A 20,846-nucleotide genomic window follows, 5' to 3' on the forward strand; every position below is an offset into this window, starting at 1 on the left:
GGCGGCCCCGAGCGCGCGGTTGCCCGAGAGCTCGGCGAGCAGCAGGGTCGCGAGGCTGAGCGCGACGGTGCCGCCGCTCGCGGCGATGGCCGGGCCGGCGCTCCGCACGGCCGTCCGCATCGCTTCGTGCCGGTCGGGCCGGACGAGCAGCTCCTCGCGGTAGCGGGCCACCAGCAGCAGCGCGTAGTTCGTGCCGGCGCCGAAGACGAGCACCGAGAGGATGCCCGAGATCGAGGCGTCGACGGTGACGCCGAGGGGCTCGGCGAGGGCGGCGACCACCCGGCCGGCGAGGAAGTCGGCGACGCCGACGACGACCAGGGGCACGATCCAGAGGACGGGGCTGCGGTAGGTCACGATCAGCAGCACGGCCACCACGAGCACGGTGACGAGCAGGAGGCGGAAGTCGGCCCCCGCGAACGCGTTCGCGACGTCGTCCTGGAACCCCACCGGCCCGGTCAGGTACGCACGGAGCCCGTCGGGCAGCTGGGCGGAGGCGGCGTCGCGGAGGCTCGTCGCCGTGCCGCTCACGTCGGCCTCGACGTCGGCGGCCGAGAGCGGCACGGCGACGAGGGCGGCGGAGCCGTCGTCGCTCACCTGCGGGCGGACGGCCTGCGGCGTGGTCGACTGCTCCGCGAGGGCGGACGCGGCCGTGTCGACGGCCGCGAGGTCGGCGCTCGACAGCTCGGCTCCTCCTCTGCTCCAGACCAGGATCCCCACGGTGGCGTCGGCCGACGGGAACTCGTCGAGCAGCGCGGTCACCTGCGCCGCCTCGCTCGAGTCGGGCAGGCCCGACGGCGGGAACGCCTCGTCGTCGCCCGAGGGCAGCAAGGCGAGCAGCAGGGCGACGACGACGAGCGTGCCGCCGAGCACCGCCCAGGCGGTGCGGTGTCCGCTGACGAGTCGGGCGAGTGCGCGCACGGGGTCCTCCGAGGATGAACGAGCAGGATGAGGTGATTCGCTGACAAAGAGTCTTAGCAAATAAGACTATGGCACACCGGGCGCCCTGCGTCCGGGAGAATCAGACGAGGAGGCGCGATGACCGACACGACGACGACGCCCGGCCCGCGAGGCGGCGGCACCGCAGCCGACGGCGAGCACGGTGGTGCGCACACGGGCGCCCACGACGACCCCGTCCGCCGCGACGTCGTCGCCTCGATGCAGCGCCTGACGACCGAGTCGCAGCGCGTGGCCCAGGCCTTCGCCGGGCAGCAGGGCCTCGGCCACATCGACCTCGAGGCGCTGCTGCACGTGATGCAGGCCGAGCAGCGCGGCGACCCCGTGACGTCGGGCCGGCTCGGCGACCTGCTCGGGGTCACCTCGGGCGCCGCGACCGGGGTCATCGACCGTCTCGAGCGCGCCGGCCACGTGCACCGCAGCCGCGACGACGCCGACCGGCGCCGCGTGCTCGTGCACTACTCGGAGGCCGCCCGCGCGGTCGCCGGCCAGTTCTTCGGCCCCCTCGGCCGCCTCAGCGCGACGGTGATGGACCAGTTCGACGCCGCCGAGCTGCGCACCGTCCAGCGGTTCCTGGCCGACATGTCCGTCGCGATGGCCGAGCACGCCCGCAGCACCGGCGACCGCTCGGCGGCCGCCTCCGCCGCGGGCGCCCCTGCGCCGACACCCGACTCCCCGACAGCACCAGGAGCAGCACGATGACCGACTACGTCTCCGGCCTCGACCTCTTCTCGGTCGGCATCGGCCCGTCGAGCTCGCACACCGTGGGTCCGATGCGCGCCGCCCGCCTGTTCCTCGAGACGGTCCGCGACGCCGGCCGGCTGGGCGACGTCGCCCGGGTCGAGGTCGTGCTCTACGGCTCCCTCGCCGCCACCGGCCTCGGGCACGGCACCCCGTCGGCCGTGCTCGCGGGCCTCGCGGGCCTCGCGCCCGAGACGGGCGACCCGGCGACGATCTCGCGCATGCAGGAGGCGGTGGAGGCGGGCGGCGGCATCCGGCTGCTCGGCACGCACCAGATCGCCTTCGCCCGGGGCGACCTGCGGATGGCGCCGCTGACGCGCATCCCGCGGCACCCGAACGCGATGGGCCTCGAGGCGCTCGACGCCGACGGGCAGAGCATCGCGCGCGACACGTTCTTCTCGATCGGCGGCGGCTTCGTCGTGCGCGACGGCGACGACGAGCACGCCGTGCCCGCCCGCGAGGCGCCGCTCGCCTTCCGCGACGCCGACGACCTGCTCCGGCTCTGCGACGCCGAGGGCATCGGCATCGCCGAGCTGGCCTGGCGCAACGAGGTCGCCCTGCACGGTGAGGAGACGGCGCAGGCCGGCCTCGACGCCCGCTGGGCCGCGATGGAGGCGTGCATCGACACCGGCCTCGCCGCCTCCGGCGTCCTGCCCGGCTGGATGAAGGTGCCTCGCCGCGCCCGCCAGGTCGCCGAGCGGCTGCGCCTGCAGGAGGAGCGGGCCGAGCGGTACGCCCTCTCCGGCACCGCGATCGAGCAGGGCCAGGCCTCGTCGCTGCTCACCTCCGACCTGCCCGCCCAGTGGCTGCAGGCCTATGCGATGGCCGTCAACGAGGAGAACGCGGGCGGGGGACGCGTCGTCACCGCGCCGACCAACGGCGCCGCGGGCATCGTGCCGGCCGTGGGCTACTACGCGATGCGGTTCCACGGGGCGACCCGCGCCTCCCTGGCTCGCGACTACCTGCTGACCGCCGCCGCGATCGGCTCCCTCTACAAGCGCAACGCCTCGATCTCGGGCGCCGAGGCCGGCTGCCAGGGCGAGGTCGGCTCGGCCTCGTCGATGGCCGCGGGGGCGCTCACCGGCCTGCTGGGCGGCACGCCGCGCCAGGTCGAGAACGCCGCCGAGATCGCGATGGAGCACCACCTCGGCCTCACCTGCGACCCGGTCGGCGGCTTCGTCCAGGTGCCCTGCATCGAGCGGAACGCCATCGCCGCCGGAACCGCCGTGGCCGCCGCGCGCATGGCCCTGCTGGGCGACGGCAGCCACGTCGTCAGCCTCGACACCGTGATCGAGACGATGCGCCAGACCGGGCGCGACATGGCCGACAGCTACAAGGAGACGAGCCGGGCGGGCCTCGCGGTCAACGTCGTCGAGTGCTGAGGGAGCCGCGGGGCCGGCTCGAGACCGGGGCCGCCGAGGAGGCGCAGGCGCTGTCGGACCCCGCCGCTACCGTGGTCGCATGACCCCGCCGCGCCGCCCCTCGTCCCGCACCGTCGCCAGCGTGGGCGGCGGCACCGACGCCCCGCGGCTCGACCCGCTCGACCCGCAGGGCCTCGTCGACATGGGCGCCGACCTGCTGGGGCCCCGCGACCACCGCGAGCTCGAGCGGTTCGTCGACGCCGACCTGGCCGACCGCGACCTCGAGGGCTCGTCCTTCTCCGAGTGCGTGTTCGAGTCGCCCCGGCTCGACGGCGCCCGGCTGAGGGGCACCCGCATCGTCGAGTCCGTGGTCTCCGACTCGTTCGCCCCCGAGCTCTCGTCGGCCCGGGCGACCTGGCGCGACGTCCGGGTCGAGCGGCCGCGCTGGGGCTCGGCCGAGCTGTTCGACGCCTCGTGGCAGTCGGTGCGGATCGTCGGCGGCAAGATCGACTACCTCAACCTCCGGGGCGCCCGGCTGACCGACGTCGTGCTCGAGGGCTGCGTCGTCGGCGAGCTCGACCTGCAGGGGGCCGAGGGCCTGCGCGTCGCCTTCGTCGACTGCCGTGTCGGCACGCTCGACCTGACCGGCGCCTCCCTCGCCCACACCGACCTGCGCACCACCGACCTCGACCGGGTCGACGGACTCGACGGCCTTCGCGGCGCGACGATCGACCACCTCCAGCTCGCGTCGATGGCAGGCGTGTTCGCCGCGCACCTCGGCGTCGTCGTCGACTGAGCGGACGGCTCCCCGGGCGGGCGCCTGCACTGCACCCCCGAACCTGCATCACGCCCCTGAATTCAGGGGTGTGATGCAGGTTCGGGGGTGTGGCGCGTGAGGCACGCGCCCGTGGACGAGCGTCCGGCGTCCTCGTCGGGCGCGGTGCTAGGGTCGCCGTGAGCAACGCGCTCCGGGGTCAGTGCAAATCTGAACCGGCGGTCACAGCCCGCGACCCGGCACGACGCCCTCCGGGGTGTCGTCCGGTTGAACCGGTGGAACTCCGGTGCCGACGGTCACAGTCCGGATGAGAGGAAGCGCGGGCCGGGCGTCGTCTCGTGAGAGCGCGCCCAGCTGAGCGACCCTGCGTCGTCCCCCGGAGCCGCCCCTTCCGGACGGAGACCGACATGACCTCGCTGCACCGCACCTCCTCGTGCGCCCCTGACACCACGCCACCGGCCGACGCCTCCGTGACGTCCTTCGTGGCCGCCGCCTCGACAGAGACGGCGGGCCGCTGATGTTCACCGGGCTCGTGGAGGAGGTCGGCGAGGTCGTCCGGATCGACGACGTCGGCGACAGCGTCCGTCTCACCGTCCGCGGACCCCTCGTCGTCGACGACGCCGGGCACGGCGACTCGATCTCGGTCAGCGGCGTGTGCCTCACCGTCGTCGACCATGGCGAGGGCGCGTTCACCGCCGACGTGATGAAGCAGACGCTCACGGTCAGCACCCTCGCCGGGCTCGGCGCCGGGTCGCCGGTCAACCTCGAGCGTGCCGCCCGGGTGGGCGACCGCCTCGGCGGGCACATCGTCCAGGGCCACGTCGACGGGACGGCGTCCGTCGTCGAGATCGAGCCGGGCGAGGCCTGGCGCCGTGTCCGGCTGACGCTCGACGACGAGCTGTCGCCGCTGCTGGTCGACAAGGGCTCGGTCACCCTCGACGGGGTCAGCCTCACGGTGAGCGCGATCAGCGAGCCGCACGAGCAGCCCGGCTGGTTCGAGGTCAGCCTCATCCCCGAGACGCTCGCCGCGACCACCCTCGGCCGCGCGGTCGTCGGCAGCCGGGTCAACGTCGAGACCGACGTGGTCGCGCGGCACGTGCGCCGCATGCTCGCCCTCGGGGCGGGGGCGACGTCGTGACCGGCACGGCAGGAGCCGACGACGCGGTCGGCGCGGGCGACACAGCTCGAGCCGACGACGCGGTCCGCGTGCCTCCCGTCACCGACCCGGGTGCCGCGGCCGACACGGCCGAGGCGACGGGCGCCTCCTCGATCGAGGCCGCGCTCGACCACCTGCGCCAGGGGCGTCCCGTCATCGTGGCCGACGACGCGTCCCGCGAGGACGAGGGCGACGTCGTGCTCTCGGCCGAGCTGGCCACGCCCGAGTGGCTCGCCTGGACCGTCCGGGTCTCGTCCGGATTCGTCTGCGCGCCGATGGCGGCGGAGATCGCGGACGCCCTCGACCTGCCGCCGATGGTCGCCCACAACGAGGACGCCCGTGGCACCGCCTACACGGTCAGCGTCGACGCCTCGGCAGGCGTGACGACGGGCATCAGCGCCTCCGACCGGGCTACGACGCTGCGGGTCCTCGCGGACCCCGCGTCCGTCCGCGACGACCTGCATCGCCCCGGGCACGTGCTGCCCCTGCGCGCCCGCCCCGGCGGCGTCCGCGAGCGGAACGGGCACACGGAGGCGGCGGTCGACCTGATGCGCGCGGCCGGCCTCCGCCCCGTCGCCGCCATCAGCGAGATCGTCGCCGACGACGGCGAGATGATGCGCTGGCCCGGGCTCGTCGCCCTCGGCGCCCGCGACGGCGTGCCCGTCGTGTCGATCGCCCAGCTCGTGGTCTGGCTGGACGAGCACGACCAGCAGGACTGAGCCCGACGGCCCGACCGCCCGGCCACGGCTGGCGGCGACGCCGAGCGGTCACCGCCCAGCCGTCGACCGCCTGCCCCACCCATGCCACCCGCACCACCCCACCTGAGGAGACACACATGAGCGTCGAGGGCGCCCCCACCGAGATCGACGTCGACGGGACCGGCGTGCGCGTCGCGATCGTCGCCGGGACCTGGCACGAGACCATCACCGACGGCCTGCTCGCCGGGGCACTGGCCACCGTGGAGCGGCTCGGCGCCACGGCCGAGGTGCTGCGCGTGCCCGGCAGCTTCGAGCTGCCCGTGGTCGCGAAGGCCGCGCTCGAGGCCGGCGCCGACGCGGTCGTGGCGCTCGGCGTGATCATCCGGGGCGGCACGCCGCACTTCGAGTACGTCTCGGACGCGGCCACGTCGGGGCTGCTGCGCGTCTCGCTCGACACGGGCAAGCCCGTCGGGTTCGGCGTGCTCACCCTCGACGACGAGCAGCAGGGCCTCGACCGGGCCGGCCTGCCGGGCTCGAAGGAGGACAAGGGCGCCGAGGCCGCCCACGCCGCCGTCGCGACGGCCGTCCAGCTCCGGGCGATCGCCGCAGGTGGCTCGGGCCACGTGGCCTAGGGAGCTGCCTGGCCACGAGGTCGGCGAGTTCTGCGAGGGAGGCGTCGAGGGACACGGGCGGCGTGGGCCCACCCCGTCGCCGCCCCTTCTCCCCTGCGGGGAGCGCACGGACGGGCAGGCCGGCCCGGCGATCCCGGCCGGCCCGGCAAGCCTGGCCGGGCCAGCAGGCGGCGCCTAGAGGACTTCCTCGAAGAAGGCGCGCATCTGGGCCCATGAGCGGCGGTCGGCGACGGCCTGGTACTGCGCGCCGTGCTCGGGGGAGTCGGTGCCGGGCACCGCGAAGGCGTGCATCGCGTCGCTGTAGCTGACGACCTGCCAGTCCGTGGCGCCGGCGGCGCGGAGCTCGTCCTCGAAGGCGACGACGGCGTCGTCGGGGACGACCGGGTCGGCCGTGCCCGTCATGACGAGCAGCGGCGCCGTCACGGCGCCCTCCTCGGCGGGCAGCTGTGTGCCGAGGCCGCCGTGGAACGACGCGACCGCCGCGACGTCGGCGCCTGAACGGGCGAGCTCGAGGGCGCCCGAGCCGCCGAAGCAGTACCCCATCACGGCGATGCGAGCGGGGTCGACGCCGGGCTCGGACCGCAGCCGCTCGAGGTTCGCGGCGAGTCGTGCGCGGAACGCGGGGACGTCGCCGTACCAGGCGCCGGCCTGGGCGCCCGCCTCCTCCGGCCCGGGGCGGACGCCCTGGCCGTAGACGTCCCCGGCGAGGGCGACGTAGCCGAGGCGGGCGAGCATCACGGCTCGCACCTTGACGTGGTCGACGACGCCGAACCAGTCGTGCAGCACGAGCACCGCGGGACGCAGCTCGTCGGGGCCGGCCGAGGCGGCAGCGTCCGGGGTCGCGAGCCAGCCCTCGAGGGGCGTCCCGTCGTCGTCCCAGACGACGTCGCCGCCCTGGACGGTGCCGGTGTCGGGCACCGTGTCGAGCACGGTGCGGAGTTCGGGGGAGAGGTCGGGCAGCAGTTCTGTCGTGGTCACGAGCGCGACGCTACTCCCGGCCCGTGAGGCGAGGACGTGCGGACGAACGGACGCGAGGACGTGCGGACGAACGGACGCGCGGACACGCGGACCCGAGGAGGTGCGGGTCAGCCGACCAGGCGCCTCACGGCCTCCTCCACGACGTCGCAGCGCCGCTCGTGCGGGCCGCCGTGCAGGTTCGTCGCGGACGGCGTGACGAACCAGCCGAGGACGACCCCGAACACCATGGTCAACAGCTCGTCGGCGTTCCAGCCGGGCGCGATGTGGCCGGTCTCCTGAGCCTCCTGCACCGCGGCGCGGCGCGCCTCGAGCTGGGCGTGGTCGACCACGCCCGGGCTCGGCAATGAGGCGCCCTCGATCTGGCCCCAGAGCAACATGCGGGCGTCGTCGGGGTGCAGGGCCAGGTGGTCGTAGAGACGCCGGGCCCAGCCGGGCAGGTCGTGGGCGTCGAAGGGGATGGCCTGCACCCACCGGTCGATGCTCTCGCCGAGGACGGCGTCGAAGAGGTCGCGCTTCGTCGAGAAGTGGGCGTAGAGCCGTTCCTTGCTCGCCTCGGCCTCGCGCGCGATCGCGTCGATGCGGGCACCGGCCAGGCCGGTGGCGGCGAACTCGCCCCTCGCGGCGGCGAGGATGCGCTCACGGGGCGGGGTCGCACGGCGTTCCATGGCCCGAGTGTAGGGCCGGCCGCGACCGGACGCGACGGTCCGGTCGCCGATCGGCCAGGGCGGCCGCCGCGGCCCGGTGGTCTAGTCGTGCGTCGCGGACGACACGGCCTCGGGCGGCGTCGCCGCCCGCGACATCGGCACGTGCGGGATGCCGTCCTCGAGGAACCCGGGGCCGTCGACGACGAACCCGAAGCGCGCGTACCAGCCCTCGAGGTGCGCCTGCGCGTCGAGCCGCACGAGCCGCCCCTCGGCGCGGTCCAGCGCGAGGCGCATCAGGTCGGCGGCGAGGCCGCGTCCCCGTGCGGCGGGCGCGGTGGCGACCCGCCCGATCCGCAGGGCGTCGGCAGCGGCAGCAGGATCGGCGGCCGCAGCGGAAGCGGCGTCGGCGTGGTCCACGAGCAGCCTCACGGTGGCGAGCACCTGCTCGTCCTCCTCGGCCCAGAGCATCACCGCGTCGGGCTCGACGTCGCGGCCGTCGAGCTCCGGGTAGGCGCACTCCTGCTCGACGACGAAGACGTCGACGCGCAGTCGCAGCAGATCGTAGAGACGCAGGGGGTCGATCAGGGCGACGGAGGAGATGCGGAACTGGACGGTCACCTCACCAGGCTAGGGCCCGAGGCGCGCGGTCGCGGCACCGGCGGGTGCGTGCAGCGCTCCGTCAGCGTGCCGGGACGGCCCGCACGCCGATCGTCTGGACGCGGGGCGTGCCCTCCGGCGTCAGCCGGATCTCGATCCGCAGCGATCCCCGCCGGGCAGGCAGCTGCCAGACCCGGTGCGAGGGCACGGCCGAGGAGGCGGCTGGCACGTCGGGTTCGTCGCGCACGATCGAGGAGGCGCCGGCCGGGGCCTCCCGCGGGTCGACGAGACCGCCGAGCGAGTCGACCGCCCCCGCCCAGAGCCGACGTCGCCGCTCGAGCGGCACGTCGAGCTCGACGTTCTCGCTGAGCAGGCCTGCCGGCACGTCGCCGCCGCGCACGACGGCCTCGACGGCTGCCGCCGCCGCGAGCGTCTCGGGCCACGGCGTCACGACGACCCGCGCCTCCTCGGCGTCGGCCATCATGCCGTCGAGCGCGAGCCCCACGGGGACGGACACCTGGGCGTACGTCGCGTTCTCGAACCCGACGACGCCGAGCCCGGTGGCGGTCTGCCAGCGCATGTGGGCCGAGAACCCGGGGTAGCCGCCGCTGTGCGAGACGACCGTGCCGAGGTCCGGGTAGTGCTCGACGACGAGGCCGAAGCCGTAGCCGGAGGGATGCGTCCCGAGGCCGGGCACGAAGCGCTGCAGCTGCTGCATCTCGCGCCGGGAGGCGCGGCTCAGGACGCCGTCGACGTCGCCGCGGCCCTCGTCGTCGAAGGCCGAGGCGAGCCAGCGCGCCCAGCGGGCGAGGTCGGTGGTGGTGCTGAACAGGCCGCCGATCGGCGAGAAGGCGCCGGGGCCGGAGAAGGGGAGGGGCTCCCAGCCGTCGTCGCCGCGGCGGTGGCCCACGGCGAGGCCGCCCGAGGCGTCGACGTCGCTCGTGAAGCCCGTCGACCTCAGACCGAGCGGCTCGAGGACCCTCTGCTCGACGACCTCGCGGTACGGGCGACCCGTGACCGAGGACACGACGCGGCCGAGCAGGGCCCAGCCGAGGTTGGAGTAGGCGAAGGCCGTGCCCGGCACGCTGTCGAAGCGGAGGCCGCCGCGCAGCAGGTCGTCGAGCTCGTCGTCGGTGATCGACTCCTGCCGGTCGCCCCACGGGTCGTCGGTGGGCAGGCCGCCCGACATGGTCATCAGCATGCGCACCGTCGGCACGGGGGAGTCGGCGGTCGGCAGCACGACGTCGGCGAAGGCGGGCACGAAGTCCGTGACCGGGGCGTCGAGCACGAGCCGCCCCTCGTCGCGCAGCGCCAGCAGCGCGACGGCGGTGAAGCTCTTCGTGCACGAGGCGATGCGGTACGCCGTGTGGGGCCCGGGCACGGGACCGCCCGGGGAGCCGTCGAGCGTTCCGCGGCTGCCGTGGTGCGTGACGCCGTCGTGGTCGAAGGTCGCGAAGACCGAGCTCGGCGCCTTCTCGTCGGACTGGCGGGCGTCGAACACGGCGTCCACGCCGGAGGTGCGGGGCGAGCTGGTCATCGTGTCTCTCGTCGGGAGGCGGGTCGCGTGGGGAGGAGGCGCGTCAGGGCCGGGGATCGTCACGAGCCCGCAGGCGGGGTGCGCCGCATCTTCTCGTAGGCGTCGAGCGCCTCGCGTCGGGACTGCTTCAGGTCGACCATCGGCTCGGGGTAGTCGTCGTCGTCGACCTCGGGCACCCACTCGCGCACGTAGCCGCGGTGCCCGTCGAACTTGCTGGCCTGCAGCTCGGGGTTGAACACGCGGAAGTACGGTGCCGCATCGGCGCCCGAGCCGGCCGTCCACTGCCAGTTGGCGGGGTTGTTCGCCTCGTCGGCGTCGACGAGGGTGTCCCAGAACCACTCCTCGCCCACGCGCCAGTCGACGAGCAGGTTCTTGACCAGGAAGCTCGCGGTCACCATGCGCACCCGGTTGTGCATCCAGCCCGTCGTCCAGAGCTGGCGCATGCCGGCGTCGACGAGCGGGACGCCGGTCGTGCCCCGCCGCCACCGGTCGAGGTCGGCCTCGGGGAGGTCCTCCCACGGGAACGCGTCGAACTCGGGCCGGTAGTTCTTCGTCGCGAGGTGCGGGTTCGCGAACAGCACGGTGTGGTTGAACTCGCGCCAGACCAGCTCGCGGAGGAACCCCTGCGCCTGCTCGCGGGAGGCGGCCGGCAGGTCGGCCTGCATGCGGTGCCAGACCTGGAACGGGCTGACCTCGCCCCAGCGCAGGCGTGGCGAGAGACGACTGGTCGCCTCCTGCGAGGGGAAGTCCCGCTGGTCGTAGTCGGCGAGGTGCCCGGTCGCGAACTCCTCGAGGACGTCGAGGGCGGCGGACTCGCCGGGCGTCCACGTCTCGCGGAGGCCGGCGGCCCAGTCGGGCTGCGTGGGCAGCAGCTGCCAGGAGTCGAGGTCGTCGCTGGCGGGGAGCACGTCCGGCGCCGTGAGCCGCTCGGGCGCGGCGAGCGGCTCCCGAGGCTCGGGCCGGCTGAGGCACGCGCGCCAGAACGGGGTGAAGACCTTGAACGGCTCGCCCGAGCCGGTCTGCACCGTCCACGGCTCGAACATCAGCGAGCCCTGGAAGCTGTGGGCGTCGACGCCGTCGTCGTGCAGCGCCGACTTGAGGGCCGCGTCGACCTCGCGGGCGGCGAGGCCGTAGCGGCGGTTCCAGGACACGGCGCCGGCGCCGGTCTCGGCGACGAGCGCGGGCACCTCCGTGGCCGCCGCGCCCCGGCGCAGCGTCAACGAGGCGCCGAGCTCGCGGAGGTCGTGGTCCAGCGACGCGAGGCTGTGGTGCAGCCACCAGCGCGCGGCGCCGCCGAGCGCCCTGATTCCCGGCGACTGCTCGTCGAGCAGGTAGAGCACGACCACGGGGCCGCCGCGGGTGACCGCCGCGTCGAGCGCGGGGTTGTCCGCGATCCGCAGGTCGTCGCGCAGCCAGACGATCGTCGGGCTGGTGGTCGAGGAGGCGGTGCTCACGCGGTGCCGTCCGTCCCGGGCGCCGGCACAGCGCCCTCGTCGTCGGGCTCCGGGTCGCCGTCGGACGACCCGACGCGGAGCCGGGTGCAGAGGTCGGTGAGGGCCACGAGCTCGTCGTGGTCGAGGCTGCCGCCGACCCGCTCGGCGATCGCGGCCGCGTGGCTGACCGCAGTGCGACGGTAGAGCGCCGACCCCTCGTCGGTCATCGACACGATGATGCCGCGGCCGTCGCCCGGGTCGCTGTGCTTCTCGACGATCCCGCGCGAGGCGAGACGGTCGACGAGCCGGCTGATGCTCGGCTGCGTGAGGAGGAGGTGACGCGTGAGGTCACGGATGCGCGCGCTGCGGCCGGGCTGGTTCGACAGGTTGAAGAGCACGTCGTACTCGTTGAACGAGATCTCGTCGGTGGGGAAGCGGGCGTTGAGCTCGCGCATCACCGTCACCTGTGCCCGGAAGAGCGACTCCCAGGCCCCGACGGCCACCGCTGTGTCGCTCATGTTGCTCCTCGTGCTCTCGGTCCTCTCGAGAGTCTAGGGAAGACGGCCGACAGGCGGCCGACGAGGGGCAGGGGGCCGCTCGCGCGTCCGGGAACGACAGAAGGCCGGTCGCTGAGCGACCGGCCTTCATTCCCTTGCACCAGAGTTGTCCTGCAATCACATCCTGCCTCGGCCGCCACAGCAAACGACCTCGACCCGCTCACGATATAACGGCCAGGTAACGGTCGTCTAGTTATCGAAACGTTATTTTCCTGGGAACTCTCCGCGAGCGTGATTGACGAGTTGCAAAGCACGCCGCTCGCCTCCTCATGCGAGTTGACTGTCTCTCAGTTCTAGTGGAGGGTGCGCTACGGTCTCACCATGGACCCAGTTGTGACGACAGTTATCGGTGCCAGCGGTAGAGTCGTGGCTTCTGTGGTCGGGCGGAAGCGCGTTGATCGCCAGCCTCGACCTGTGCTGCGTGTTCGTGTCTCTGCGACTCACATGAACCATCTCGTCCGACTCTCAGTTTCCGTCGCAAACGTTAAGGCCGACTCGCGAGAGGCGGAAGTCCTAGCAATAGTGCCTGCGCTGCGGGTTCATGATGATTCCTGTGCAGAACCAGAGTTCGTCAGGGCTCCGCACCTTCTCATGTCCGGGTACCCCCAGCTGCCAATCCTCGTTCAAGGCGGTGCCTCGGCGACTTGGACGGCTCAGTTCCGTCTCGCCGATCTCGAAAAGCTTTATTCCACTCGACGCGAGCAAGCTCGGATCGCTGCTTGGGGTGTGGACCGCACCCAGGATCTGGCAGCCGATGAACGCGAAGCGTCGCGTTGGCTCGCCAAGCCGGGACTCTTCCCTTCCATTCTCCGCTTCTTGAACGCCTTTGCTCCGGGTGGCGTACGAGTTCGGATTCTGGTCGCCACTCGCCGCGACGGCGAGATTGTCAGCGGTGAGACACGAATCAGCGCAACGTCCGTTGCTGAACAGTTGAGGGCCGCGCTCGCCCGGTGAAAGGGCAGGTTGCAGTTGCTGAGGGCCGACATGTCCCAGACCGTTGAGTGCGCTGAGCCTTGCCGGGTGCTTGGCGCCCGACGGGAGTGGCGTAGGGGCCCTAGAAGAGGTCAGGCGAAGGGGTCGACGCGTGGCGGATCGAGACGTCGGCGTGCCGGTCGAAGCGGTAGCCGGCGCCGCGCACGGTGCGGATGACGTCCTCGAAGGCGCCGAGCTTCGCGCGGAGGCGACGCACGTGGACGTCGATCGTGCGCTCGTTCGGCACCTCGTCGTCGCCGTCGGCCCAGAGCCCTCCGATCAGTTCGGAGCGCTCGATCGTGCGTCCCTCGCGGAGCACGAGGTACTGCAGCAGCTCGAACTCCTTGTAGGTGAGGTTCGCGGCCTCGCCGTCGAGCAGGACGCGCTTGCGCGAGATGTCGACGACCACGCCGCCGCGTGCACCGGGCTCCTCGGCCACCTCGGCGGCCTGGCGACGGGCGGCGACGGCGGACGGGTCCTGCAGGGCGAGGCGGACGACGTCGACGTCCCGGCCGCCGGCGCCGGTGGGGGCGATCGCGACCGCGGCGTGCGTCTCGGCGGCCGGGGCGATCTGGGCGACGAGCGCCTTGATCTGCGCCACGATGTCGCCGAGCTCGGTGCCGGTCTGGGCGGCGGTGACCTCGTCGATGCCGACGTAGAGGGCGAAGCCGCGGGCCTCGGTGCCCTCCGGCAGGGCTCGGGGTCGGGGAGCAGCTGGCTCCGTGGGTGCGGCCGCAGTGGCGGCGGCGGCGGCAGCTGCGGTCCGGCTCAGCGGAGCAGCGGCCGAGGAGGTGCGGGCCGGCGAGACGGTGCGGGCTGCGGTGACGGGGCGGTCGAGGATGAGGGACATGACAGGCGGGGTCCTTGCGGGAGGGCGGCAGGACGACTCCGTGCCCGGCGGCGGCCAGGGGCAGGAGCGTCGTGCTCGATGTGTGTCGGTGCTCGATCCCGCCGGCGATGGTGCCGTGCGTCACGAGCAGTCGGTGCGGTGCACCGTCCAGACGCGCGTCGGGTGACGACGCGGATCGTCCGGGAGTCGATGACTCGACGTCCGGGTGGGGACGTGAGCTCAGCTGGCGGTGTCAGCAGCTGCGACTCGGCGAGGTGTGTGGCCGGGTCAGGCACACATTCGACACATGACCGCGTGCATCGGCATCATGATGCCGGCGCTCCCGAAGGCCTCGAGGGAGGTCGGAGCGAACACGTGGGAAGTCATGGAGCGATTCTCGGCCAGGGGCCGGACGCGTGTCAAGGCGACACGACGGAGCGCCCGATCCGTGCGCACGCCGCGAGGGCGTGGCCGGATCGGGCGCTCGGGTCGAGCAGGAGCAGGGTCGCTCAGGCGAGGCCGTAGAGACGGTCGCCCGCGTCGCCCAGCCCGGGCACGATGTAGCCGTTCTCGTCGAGCTTCTCGTCGACGGCGCCGAGGACGACGTGCACGTCGCGTCCCTCCATCGCGGCCTCGACGGCCGCGAGGCCCTCGGGGGCGGCGAGGATGCAGACGGCGGTGACGTCGACCGCGCCGCGGTCGAGCAGGTAGTCGATCGCGGCGATGAGCGAGCCGCCCGTCGCGAGCATCGGGTCGAGCACGAAGCACTGGCGGTTCGAGAGGTCGTCGGGCAGGCGCTCGGCGTAGGTCGTCGGCTGCAGCGTCTCCTCGTCCCGGACCATCCCGAGGAACCCGACCTCGGCGGTCGGGACGAGCTTGGTCATGCCCTCGAGCATGCCGAGCCCGGCGCGCAGGATCGGGACGACCAGCGGCCGCGGCTGGCTGATCTCGAGGCCGGTGGCCGGGCCGACCGGCGTCTCGATGTCGACGGGGGTGGTCCGCACGTCGCGCGTCGCCTCGTAGGCGAGCAGCGTGACGAGCTCCTCGGTCAGGGCCCGGAAGGTCGGCGACGGCGTGTTCTTGTCGCGGAGCACGGTCAGCTTGTGGGTGATGAGGGGGTGGTCCGCTACGTGCACTCGCATAGGCTCCACGGTAGCGGAGTCGACCGGCCCGCGAGTCCCGTCCCTGGAGCGTCGCCGTGCCCCTCGTCCCGTCGCAGCTCGAGGCGTGGATGGGCGACGCGCTCGCCCAGGCCGAGGGCTGCCGGGCGTCCGACGACGTGCCCGTGGGCGCGGTCGTGCTGGACGCCTCCGGCCGGGTGATCGGCACCGGCCGCAACGAGCGGGAGCTGCTGCAGGACCCGACGGCGCACGCCGAGGTCCTCGCCCTCCGGGCCGCGGCCCGGCACACGGGCGACTGGCACCTGACCGGCACGACGCTCGTCGTCACGCTCGAGCCGTGCCCGATGTGCGCCGGGGCCATCCTCGCGGCGCGTGTGCCGCGGGTCGTCTACGGCGCGTGGGACGAGAAGGCAGGAGGCGCGGGCAGCGTCTACGACATCCTCCGCGACCGCAGGCTGCCGCACCGCGCCGAGGTGTTCGCCGGCGTGCGCGAGGCCGAGTGCCGGGCCCAGCTCGACGCGTTCTTCGCCGAGCGCCGCTAGTCCGCGGTGCCGACCCTCGCCCGCACCCGCGGGTGCGGGCGCGGGTGCCGGCGCGGGTGCAGTCGCGGGTGCGGCCGCTAGTCGGCGGCCTTGATCACGATCGCGTCGGTGGGCGGGTCGACCCGGTCCGGCTCGTGCCAGACGTCGGGCTCGACGTAGATGACCCGCGCGATCGGCACGGCCTCGCGGACGCGTGCCTCGATCGTGTCGATGGCCGACGACACGTCGCGCAGCGCCGTGCGACCGTCCATGGCGACCTTGACGGCGACGAGCAGCTCGTCGGGGCCGAGGTAGAGGGTCTTCATGTGCACGATCTGCTCGACCTCGGGGCCGTCGGTGATCGCCGAGCGGATCGCCTCGACGTCGCCGGCGGAGGCGCCCTCGCCGACGAGCAGGCTCTTCGTCTCGATGCCCAGCACGACCGCGACGGCGACGAGCAGCAGGCCGATGGCGAGCGTGCCGATCGCGTCGAAGACGCCGTTGCCGGTGATCCAGGTGAGGACGACGCCGATCATGGCGAAGCTGAGGCCGAGCAGCGCGGCGGCGTCCTCGAGCAGCACCACCGGCAGCTCGGGCGCCTTGGCCCGGCGGATGAAGGCGGGCCAGCTCTGGGCGCCCTTCGCGGGGCGCGCCTCCTTGACGGCGGTGCGCAGCGAGAAGCTCTCGAGGCCGAGCGAGATCGCGAGCACGAGGACGGGCAGCCAGGGCACGTCGAGAGGGTGCGGCTCGCGCAGCTTCTCGACGCCCTCGTAGAGCGAGAAGACGCCGCCGACGCTGAACAGGATGATCGAGACGACGAAGGCGTAGACGTAGCGCTCGCGGCCGTAGCCGAAGGGGTGCTCGGCGTCGGCGGCCTTGCGGGCCTGCTTGCCGCCGAGCAGCAGCAGCAGCTGGTTGCCCGAGTCGGCGAGGGAGTGCACGCCCTCGGCCAGCATCGACGACGACCCGGAGAAGAACCAGGCGACGAACTTCGTCACCGCGATCCCGAGGTTGGCGCCGAGCGCCGCGAAGATCGCCTTGTTGCCGCCGGACGTGCTCATGTGGAGGTCCCCTCGTGTCTGGGTCGATCTTAGGATGGCCCGATGGTCACGACTCTCCCCGCCACCGCAGTTCTCGGAGCCGGCTCGATGGGCGGCGCCGTCCTCGCCGGCCTGCTCGGCCCCGACGTCGTCGTCGAGGGGGGCATCCGCGTCACCAACCGCACCGAGGCCAAGGCGGGCCCGCTCCGGCAGCAGGGCGTCACCTCCCTGGCCACCGAGACCGACCCCGGCGCCAACGCGGCCGCGGTCGAGGGCGCCCGGCTGGTGCTGATCGGCGTCAAGCCGCACATGGTCGTCGACCTGCTGGCCGAGATCGCCCCGGCCCTCGAGCCCGACGCCGTCGTCGTGAGCCTCGCCGCGGGCGTCACCACGGCCACGATGGAGGCGGCGCTGCCCGCGTCCGTCGCCGTCGTCCGGTCGATGCCCAACACGCCGTCGCACGTCGGCCTCGGCGTCACGGGCCTGAGCGCCGGCTCGCGCTCGTCCGACGACGACCTCGCGCTCGCGAGGCGGCTCTTCGAGGTGGTCGGCGGCGTCGTCGTCGTGCCCGAGTCGCAGATCGACGCCCTGAGCACGATCTCGGGCTCCGGTCCCGCCTACGTCTACCTGCTGGTCGAGGCCCTGCAGGAGGCGGCCGTCGGCCTGGGCTTCACGCCCGCCCAGGCCGCCACGATGGTCCAGGGCACCTTCCGCGGCGCGAGCGAGCTGCTCGCCGCGAGCGACCTGACCCCGGCCGAGGAGGCGCCCGCAGAGCTCCGCAGGCGCGTCACCAGCCCCGGCGGCACCACCGAGCGGGCCGTCGCCGTGCTCGAGCAGGGCGGCCTCGCCGACCTCTTCGGCCGAGCCGCGCAGGCCGCCCTCGCCCGGAACCGCGAGATCGCCGAGGGTCGCTGAGCGTCCTCGTTCCGAGCCCGGAGGGCCTCAGCCGTCGCGATCTCGTCTGGGTCCCTGGCCGAGATCGTGGCGAGCGGCTCGATGAGCGCGGGACCGCTCCCGCCGACGAAGCCGGGAACGGTGTCGGAGAACGGCCGGCATCCGCGTCGCCAGGACCACGACGCTCGCGGCCATGGCGAGCACCCAGCCCGCGAGTGTCAGCAGCCCGACGTCCGTCCAGATCTCGGCCCAGCTCGACGGGAACCATGTCGGCTGCGCCGGCTCGTCGTGGGGGCCGCCGAAGGCGAGGGTGATGCCGGAGAACACCGAGCCGACCGCCGCGCCGATCAACACGGCGGGCACGACGAGCAGAGGGGTCTCCCGGAGCCAGACGACCGGATGCGTCGAGGTCTCCTTCCTGAGCCTCACGAGTTCCTCCTCCACCAGGAAGAGCAGCTGGAGGCGTGCACCTGCGGGGTCGAGCGCACCAGGGGTCTCGCTCCTGCTCGACGGGATCGACAAGAGCCGGAGCACCTGGCTCCTGTCGTGCCGACCGCTCCGCACGATCCACACGGCGAGGGCCCGCCGCTCGGCAGGCGTCGTCCACCCCGGCACGAGCAGCCCCCAGCGACCTGCCTGGTCGGCGTGCCCCGCGTCCCGGTGGAGCTGCGCGAGCTCGGCCCGCGCGGCGGTGTCGCCGGGGTCACGGTGGATCCGCTGACGCAGCCGTGACCGCGCCTCCTTCGAGGCCCTCGCCGACCCCGCCGACTCGGAGGGGTCGTGGGGGAGCGGCTCGGGCACTCCGCGAGTGTGCCAGAGGGCGCGCCCCCTGCGGGCGTCAGCCCTCGAGCGCCGCGAACTTCTCGATGGTGCGGCTGTCGCCCGACACGATGATGAGGTCGTGGTTGCTGATGACCGTCTCGGGCGTCGCCTCCTTGAAGGCGCCTCCCGGGCTCTTCACCCCGACGACCGTCACGCCGTACTTGGTGCGGATGTTGGAGGCGGCCAAGGAGGCGCCCCGCACCGGCTTGGGCGGGTACATCTTCACGATCGCGAAGGCGTCGTCGAACTCGATGTAGTCGAGCATGCGTCCCGAGACGAGGTGCGCGACGCGCTCGCCGGCCTCGCGCTCCGGGTAGATGACGTGGTTCGCGCCGATGCGGGCGAGGATCTTGCCGTGCGACTGGCTGATCGCCTTGGCCCAGATCTGGGGCACCTTGAGGTCGACGAGGTTGGCCGTGATGAGCACGCTGGCCTCGATCGACGAACCCACGGCGACGACCGCGATCGAGAAGTCCTGGGCGCCGATCTGCTTGAGCGCGTCGATGCTGCGGGCGTCGGCCTGGACGGCGTGCGTGACCCGGTCGGCCCACTTCTGCACGAGCCCGGCGTCGGTGTCGACGGCGAGCACGTCGCGGTCCTGCCGCTCGAGCTGGCCTGCGGTCGCGGCGCCGAAGCGGCCGAGGCCGATGACGAGCACCGGCGCGTCGTGCTTGATCCTGTCAACCAACGATCGGTCGCTCCTCGGCTCTCGTGAACAGCTGGCGTCGCTGGCTGGCAGCCAGGGCGACGGAGAGCGTCACTGTACCAACGCGGCCCATCCACATGGTGACCGCCAGGATGTACTTGGCCGAGTCGGGCAGCCGGTCGGTGAGCCCCGTGCTGAGGCCGGAGGTCGCGAAGGCCGAGATGCTCTCGAAGAGCACGTGGTCGAGCGGCTCCTTCGTGATGTGCATGATCAGGATGCTCGAGACGGCCACGATCGTCGCGCCCCAGAGCACGACGCTGACCGCGAGGCGCAGCACGTCGCTCGGGATGCGGCGGCCGAAGGCCTCCATCGAGCGCTGGCCGCGGGCCTCGGCGAAGGCGGCGAGGAACAGCACGGCCAGGGTCGTGACCTTGATGCCGCCCGCCGTCGAGGCCGACCCGCCGCCGATGAACATGAGCATGTCGGTGACGAGCAGCGACGAGCCGTTGAGGTCCGAGATCTGGATCGTCGAGAAGCCGCCCGACCTCGTCATCATGCTGAGGAACAGGGACTGGAACACGGTCGGCCCGGCCTCGATCGCGCCGAACGTCTTCGGGTTGTCGAACTCGAGCACGATGTAGAGCACCATGCCGAAGACGATCAGGATCGCCGTCGTCAGCAGGGTCAGCTTGACGTGCACCGACCAGCGGCGGGGGTTCCGCGGGTTGCGGGCCAGGGCGTAGATCACGGGGAACCCGATGCTGCCGAGGAACACCCCCACCATGATCAGGCTGAGGAACCAGTAGTCGTTCTCGAAGGCGGCAAGGCCCTCGGCGTTGGGCGTGAAGCCGGTGTTCGTGAAGGCCATCGCCGAGTAGTAGAAGCTGTCGAGCACCGCGTCGCCGAGGGCGATCCCGTCGATGACCATCCGGGGGATCATGAGCAGCGCGATCACGAGCTGGATCACGAACGAGCTGAGCGCGACGGTCGTCAGCAGGCCGCCGATCTCGCCGAGGCGGACCGCCTGGCCCTCCGGCACCGGGCCCGCGTGGGCGCGGAGCGGGTTGCTGTCCCCGGCGGCCATCAGCCGCGCCCGGAGGCCGAGCTTCCGCGAGACGACGAGGCCCATGATCGAGGCGAGGGTCAGCACCCCGATGGCGCCGATCTGCACGCCGACGAAGATCACGACGTGGCCGAAGAGCGACCAGTGGGTCGCCATGTCGACGGTCGCGAGACCCGTCACGCAGATCACGGACACCGCGGTGAAGAGCGAGTCGGCGAGCGGGGTCACGGTGCGGTCCGCGGACGAGACGGGCAGCGAGAAGACGACGGTGAAGACGAGGATCAGCCCGGTGAAGATGAGGATCGCGAACCGTGCGGGCGACTTGCGGCCGATGTCGTCGACCCAGTCGGACAGGCGGTGGACCACGCCCCGGGGGCCGGGAGAGGGTCCGCGCCGCGGCGCGACGGAGGCGCGCGTCACGGACGTCATGGTACATCCGGCCCGTCGTCGTTACTGTGGCTGCATGCCCGACATCTTCGCCGTGATCGCCGACGGCACGCGCCGGGACATCCTCACCGTCCTGCTCGACGCCCACGTCTCTGCCGACTCGCGCACCGGCGACGTCAGCGTCGGCGAGATGGTGACGGCGCTCGGGCTGAGCCAGCCGACCGTCTCGAAGCACCTCCGGGTCCTCCGCGACGCAGGGCTCGTGCACGTGCGCGAGGACGGGCAGCACCGTTACTACGGCATCGAGATCGGCCCGCTCGAGGTGGTCGACGACTGGCTCGTCCCGTTCCTCGGGGCGGACCTCTCCGGCGGCGTCGACGGCGCGTCGGGGGCCTTCGCCGCCTGGGCGGGCGCCAGCGTGCCGGCGCCCATCCGGCGGGCCGCCGAGTCGCTGCCCGACGCGACCGACGTCGCGAGCGGGCTGGGAC

General features: G+C 73.2%; 21 protein-coding genes, 1 pseudogene and 1 riboswitch. Of the genes and pseudogenes, 9 read left to right on the plus strand and 13 right to left on the minus strand.

The annotated features are described in order from the left end of the window. A partial coding sequence (locus RWM17_RS04850) for an MMPL family transporter (protein WP_314101853.1) occupies positions 1-918 on the minus strand: 918 nt, incomplete at its 3' end. A 117-nt stretch (positions 919-1,035) separates the two neighbouring features. Between RWM17_RS04850 and RWM17_RS04855 the strand changes: the two genes are divergently transcribed. The 6 genes and pseudogenes from RWM17_RS04855 (at position 1,036) to ribH (ending at position 6,317) form a co-directional block, all read left to right on the plus strand. Further along, entirely contained in the window at positions 1,036-1,656 is a 621-nt protein-coding gene (locus RWM17_RS04855) for a MarR family winged helix-turn-helix transcriptional regulator (protein ID WP_314101855.1), read from the plus strand. Beyond that, positions 1,653-3,077 (plus strand): L-serine ammonia-lyase, encoded by a 1,425-nt coding sequence (locus tag RWM17_RS04860; RefSeq protein ID WP_314101857.1) that lies wholly within the window; start codon positions 1,653-1,655, stop codon positions 3,075-3,077. The genes RWM17_RS04855 and RWM17_RS04860 overlap by 4 nt, the downstream gene beginning before the upstream one ends. A 79-nt stretch (positions 3,078-3,156) precedes the next feature. Beyond that, entirely contained in the window at positions 3,157-3,852 is a 696-nt protein-coding gene (locus tag RWM17_RS04865; RefSeq protein ID WP_314101859.1) for a pentapeptide repeat-containing protein, read from the plus strand. A gap of 165 nt (positions 3,853-4,017) precedes the next feature. After that, positions 4,018-4,154, plus strand: a riboswitch (FMN riboswitch). 194 nt (positions 4,155-4,348) lie between these two features. Next, positions 4,349-4,969 carry a riboflavin synthase gene (locus tag RWM17_RS04870; protein ID WP_314101861.1) on the plus strand — a complete coding sequence of 207 codons (621 nt, stop codon included), beginning with the start codon at positions 4,349-4,351 and terminating at the stop codon, positions 4,967-4,969. A 131-nt stretch (positions 4,970-5,100) separates the two neighbouring features. After that, positions 5,101-5,691: pseudogene (gene ribB, locus RWM17_RS04875) on the plus strand (3,4-dihydroxy-2-butanone-4-phosphate synthase); the annotation flags it as partial. A gap of 131 nt (positions 5,692-5,822) precedes the next feature. After that, positions 5,823-6,317, plus strand: a complete 495-nt coding sequence (gene ribH / locus RWM17_RS04880) for a 6,7-dimethyl-8-ribityllumazine synthase (protein WP_192042206.1) — start codon at positions 5,823-5,825, stop codon at positions 6,315-6,317. Positions 6,318-6,491: 174 nt separating this feature from the next. On the opposite strand, the gene RWM17_RS04885 is transcribed toward ribH, so the two are convergent. The 8 genes from RWM17_RS04885 to upp all read right to left on the minus strand — a co-directional run bounded on the left by RWM17_RS04885 (position 6,492) and on the right by upp (position 15,006). After that, positions 6,492-7,295: a dienelactone hydrolase family protein gene (locus RWM17_RS04885; RefSeq protein WP_314101864.1), complete on the minus strand. Its 804-nt coding sequence runs from the start codon at positions 7,293-7,295 to the stop codon at positions 6,492-6,494. Between the two features lie 107 nt (positions 7,296-7,402). Beyond that, complete coding sequence (locus RWM17_RS04890) at positions 7,403-7,960, minus strand: TetR family transcriptional regulator (protein WP_123546741.1); 558 nt, start codon at positions 7,958-7,960, stop codon at positions 7,403-7,405. An 81-nt stretch (positions 7,961-8,041) separates the two neighbouring features. Continuing rightward, positions 8,042-8,557, minus strand: coding sequence for a GNAT family N-acetyltransferase (locus RWM17_RS04895; protein ID WP_314101866.1), 516 nt, complete (start codon positions 8,555-8,557; stop codon positions 8,042-8,044). Between the two features lie 61 nt (positions 8,558-8,618). Continuing rightward, positions 8,619-10,073: a serine hydrolase domain-containing protein gene (locus tag RWM17_RS04900; protein ID WP_314101868.1), complete on the minus strand. Its 1,455-nt coding sequence runs from the start codon at positions 10,071-10,073 to the stop codon at positions 8,619-8,621. 59 nt (positions 10,074-10,132) lie between these two features. Then, a complete protein-coding gene (locus tag RWM17_RS04905) occupies positions 10,133-11,527 on the minus strand; it encodes a deoxyribodipyrimidine photo-lyase (protein ID WP_314101870.1) in 1,395 nt (464 codons plus the stop codon). After that, the gene (locus RWM17_RS04910; RefSeq protein WP_314101872.1) at positions 11,524-12,024 is read right to left on the minus strand and encodes a MarR family winged helix-turn-helix transcriptional regulator; all 501 of its coding nucleotides are present in this window, start codon (positions 12,022-12,024) and stop codon (positions 11,524-11,526) included. Before RWM17_RS04910 ends, RWM17_RS04905 begins: the two co-directional genes overlap by 4 nt. A 1,093-nt stretch (positions 12,025-13,117) precedes the next feature. Further along, positions 13,118-13,885 carry a winged helix-turn-helix domain-containing protein gene (locus RWM17_RS04915; RefSeq protein WP_314101873.1) on the minus strand — a complete coding sequence of 256 codons (768 nt, stop codon included), beginning with the start codon at positions 13,883-13,885 and terminating at the stop codon, positions 13,118-13,120. Positions 13,886-14,373: 488 nt separating this feature from the next. After that, positions 14,374-15,006, minus strand: a complete 633-nt coding sequence (upp, locus tag RWM17_RS04920; protein WP_194612778.1) for a uracil phosphoribosyltransferase — start codon at positions 15,004-15,006, stop codon at positions 14,374-14,376. Between the two features lie 56 nt (positions 15,007-15,062). On the opposite strand from upp, the gene RWM17_RS04925 reads away from it, so the two are divergent. Next, a complete protein-coding gene (locus tag RWM17_RS04925) occupies positions 15,063-15,527 on the plus strand; it encodes a nucleoside deaminase (RefSeq protein WP_314101876.1) in 465 nt (154 codons plus the stop codon). 77 nt (positions 15,528-15,604) lie between these two features. Here RWM17_RS04925 and RWM17_RS04930 read toward each other — a convergent pair whose 3' ends face one another. Continuing rightward, a complete protein-coding gene (locus tag RWM17_RS04930; protein ID WP_314101877.1) occupies positions 15,605-16,567 on the minus strand; it encodes a cation diffusion facilitator family transporter in 963 nt (320 codons plus the stop codon). Between the two features lie 42 nt (positions 16,568-16,609). On the opposite strand from RWM17_RS04930, the gene proC reads away from it, so the two are divergent. Continuing rightward, positions 16,610-17,461 (plus strand): pyrroline-5-carboxylate reductase, encoded by an 852-nt coding sequence (gene proC / locus RWM17_RS04935; protein WP_314101878.1) that lies wholly within the window; start codon positions 16,610-16,612, stop codon positions 17,459-17,461. 27 nt (positions 17,462-17,488) lie between these two features. Here proC and RWM17_RS04940 read toward each other — a convergent pair whose 3' ends face one another. The 3 genes from RWM17_RS04940 to RWM17_RS04950 are packed head-to-tail and all read right to left on the minus strand — an operon-like array spanning position 17,489 to position 20,400. Beyond that, positions 17,489-18,241, minus strand: a complete 753-nt coding sequence (locus tag RWM17_RS04940; protein ID WP_314101879.1) for a DUF6584 family protein — start codon at positions 18,239-18,241, stop codon at positions 17,489-17,491. A 37-nt stretch (positions 18,242-18,278) separates the two neighbouring features. After that, positions 18,279-18,950: a TrkA family potassium uptake protein gene (locus RWM17_RS04945; protein WP_123546732.1), complete on the minus strand. Its 672-nt coding sequence runs from the start codon at positions 18,948-18,950 to the stop codon at positions 18,279-18,281. Next, positions 18,943-20,400, minus strand: coding sequence for a potassium transporter TrkG (locus RWM17_RS04950; RefSeq protein ID WP_314101882.1), 1,458 nt, complete (start codon positions 20,398-20,400; stop codon positions 18,943-18,945). Before RWM17_RS04950 ends, RWM17_RS04945 begins: the two co-directional genes overlap by 8 nt. A 34-nt stretch (positions 20,401-20,434) precedes the next feature. On the opposite strand from RWM17_RS04950, the gene RWM17_RS04955 reads away from it, so the two are divergent. Then, positions 20,435-20,846: metalloregulator ArsR/SmtB family transcription factor (locus tag RWM17_RS04955; protein WP_314101883.1), on the plus strand; the 412-nt coding region annotated here is incomplete at its 3' end.

Source organism: uncultured Frigoribacterium sp., from assembly GCF_963515265.1.
Lineage (GTDB): Bacteria > Actinomycetota > Actinomycetes > Actinomycetales > Microbacteriaceae > Frigoribacterium.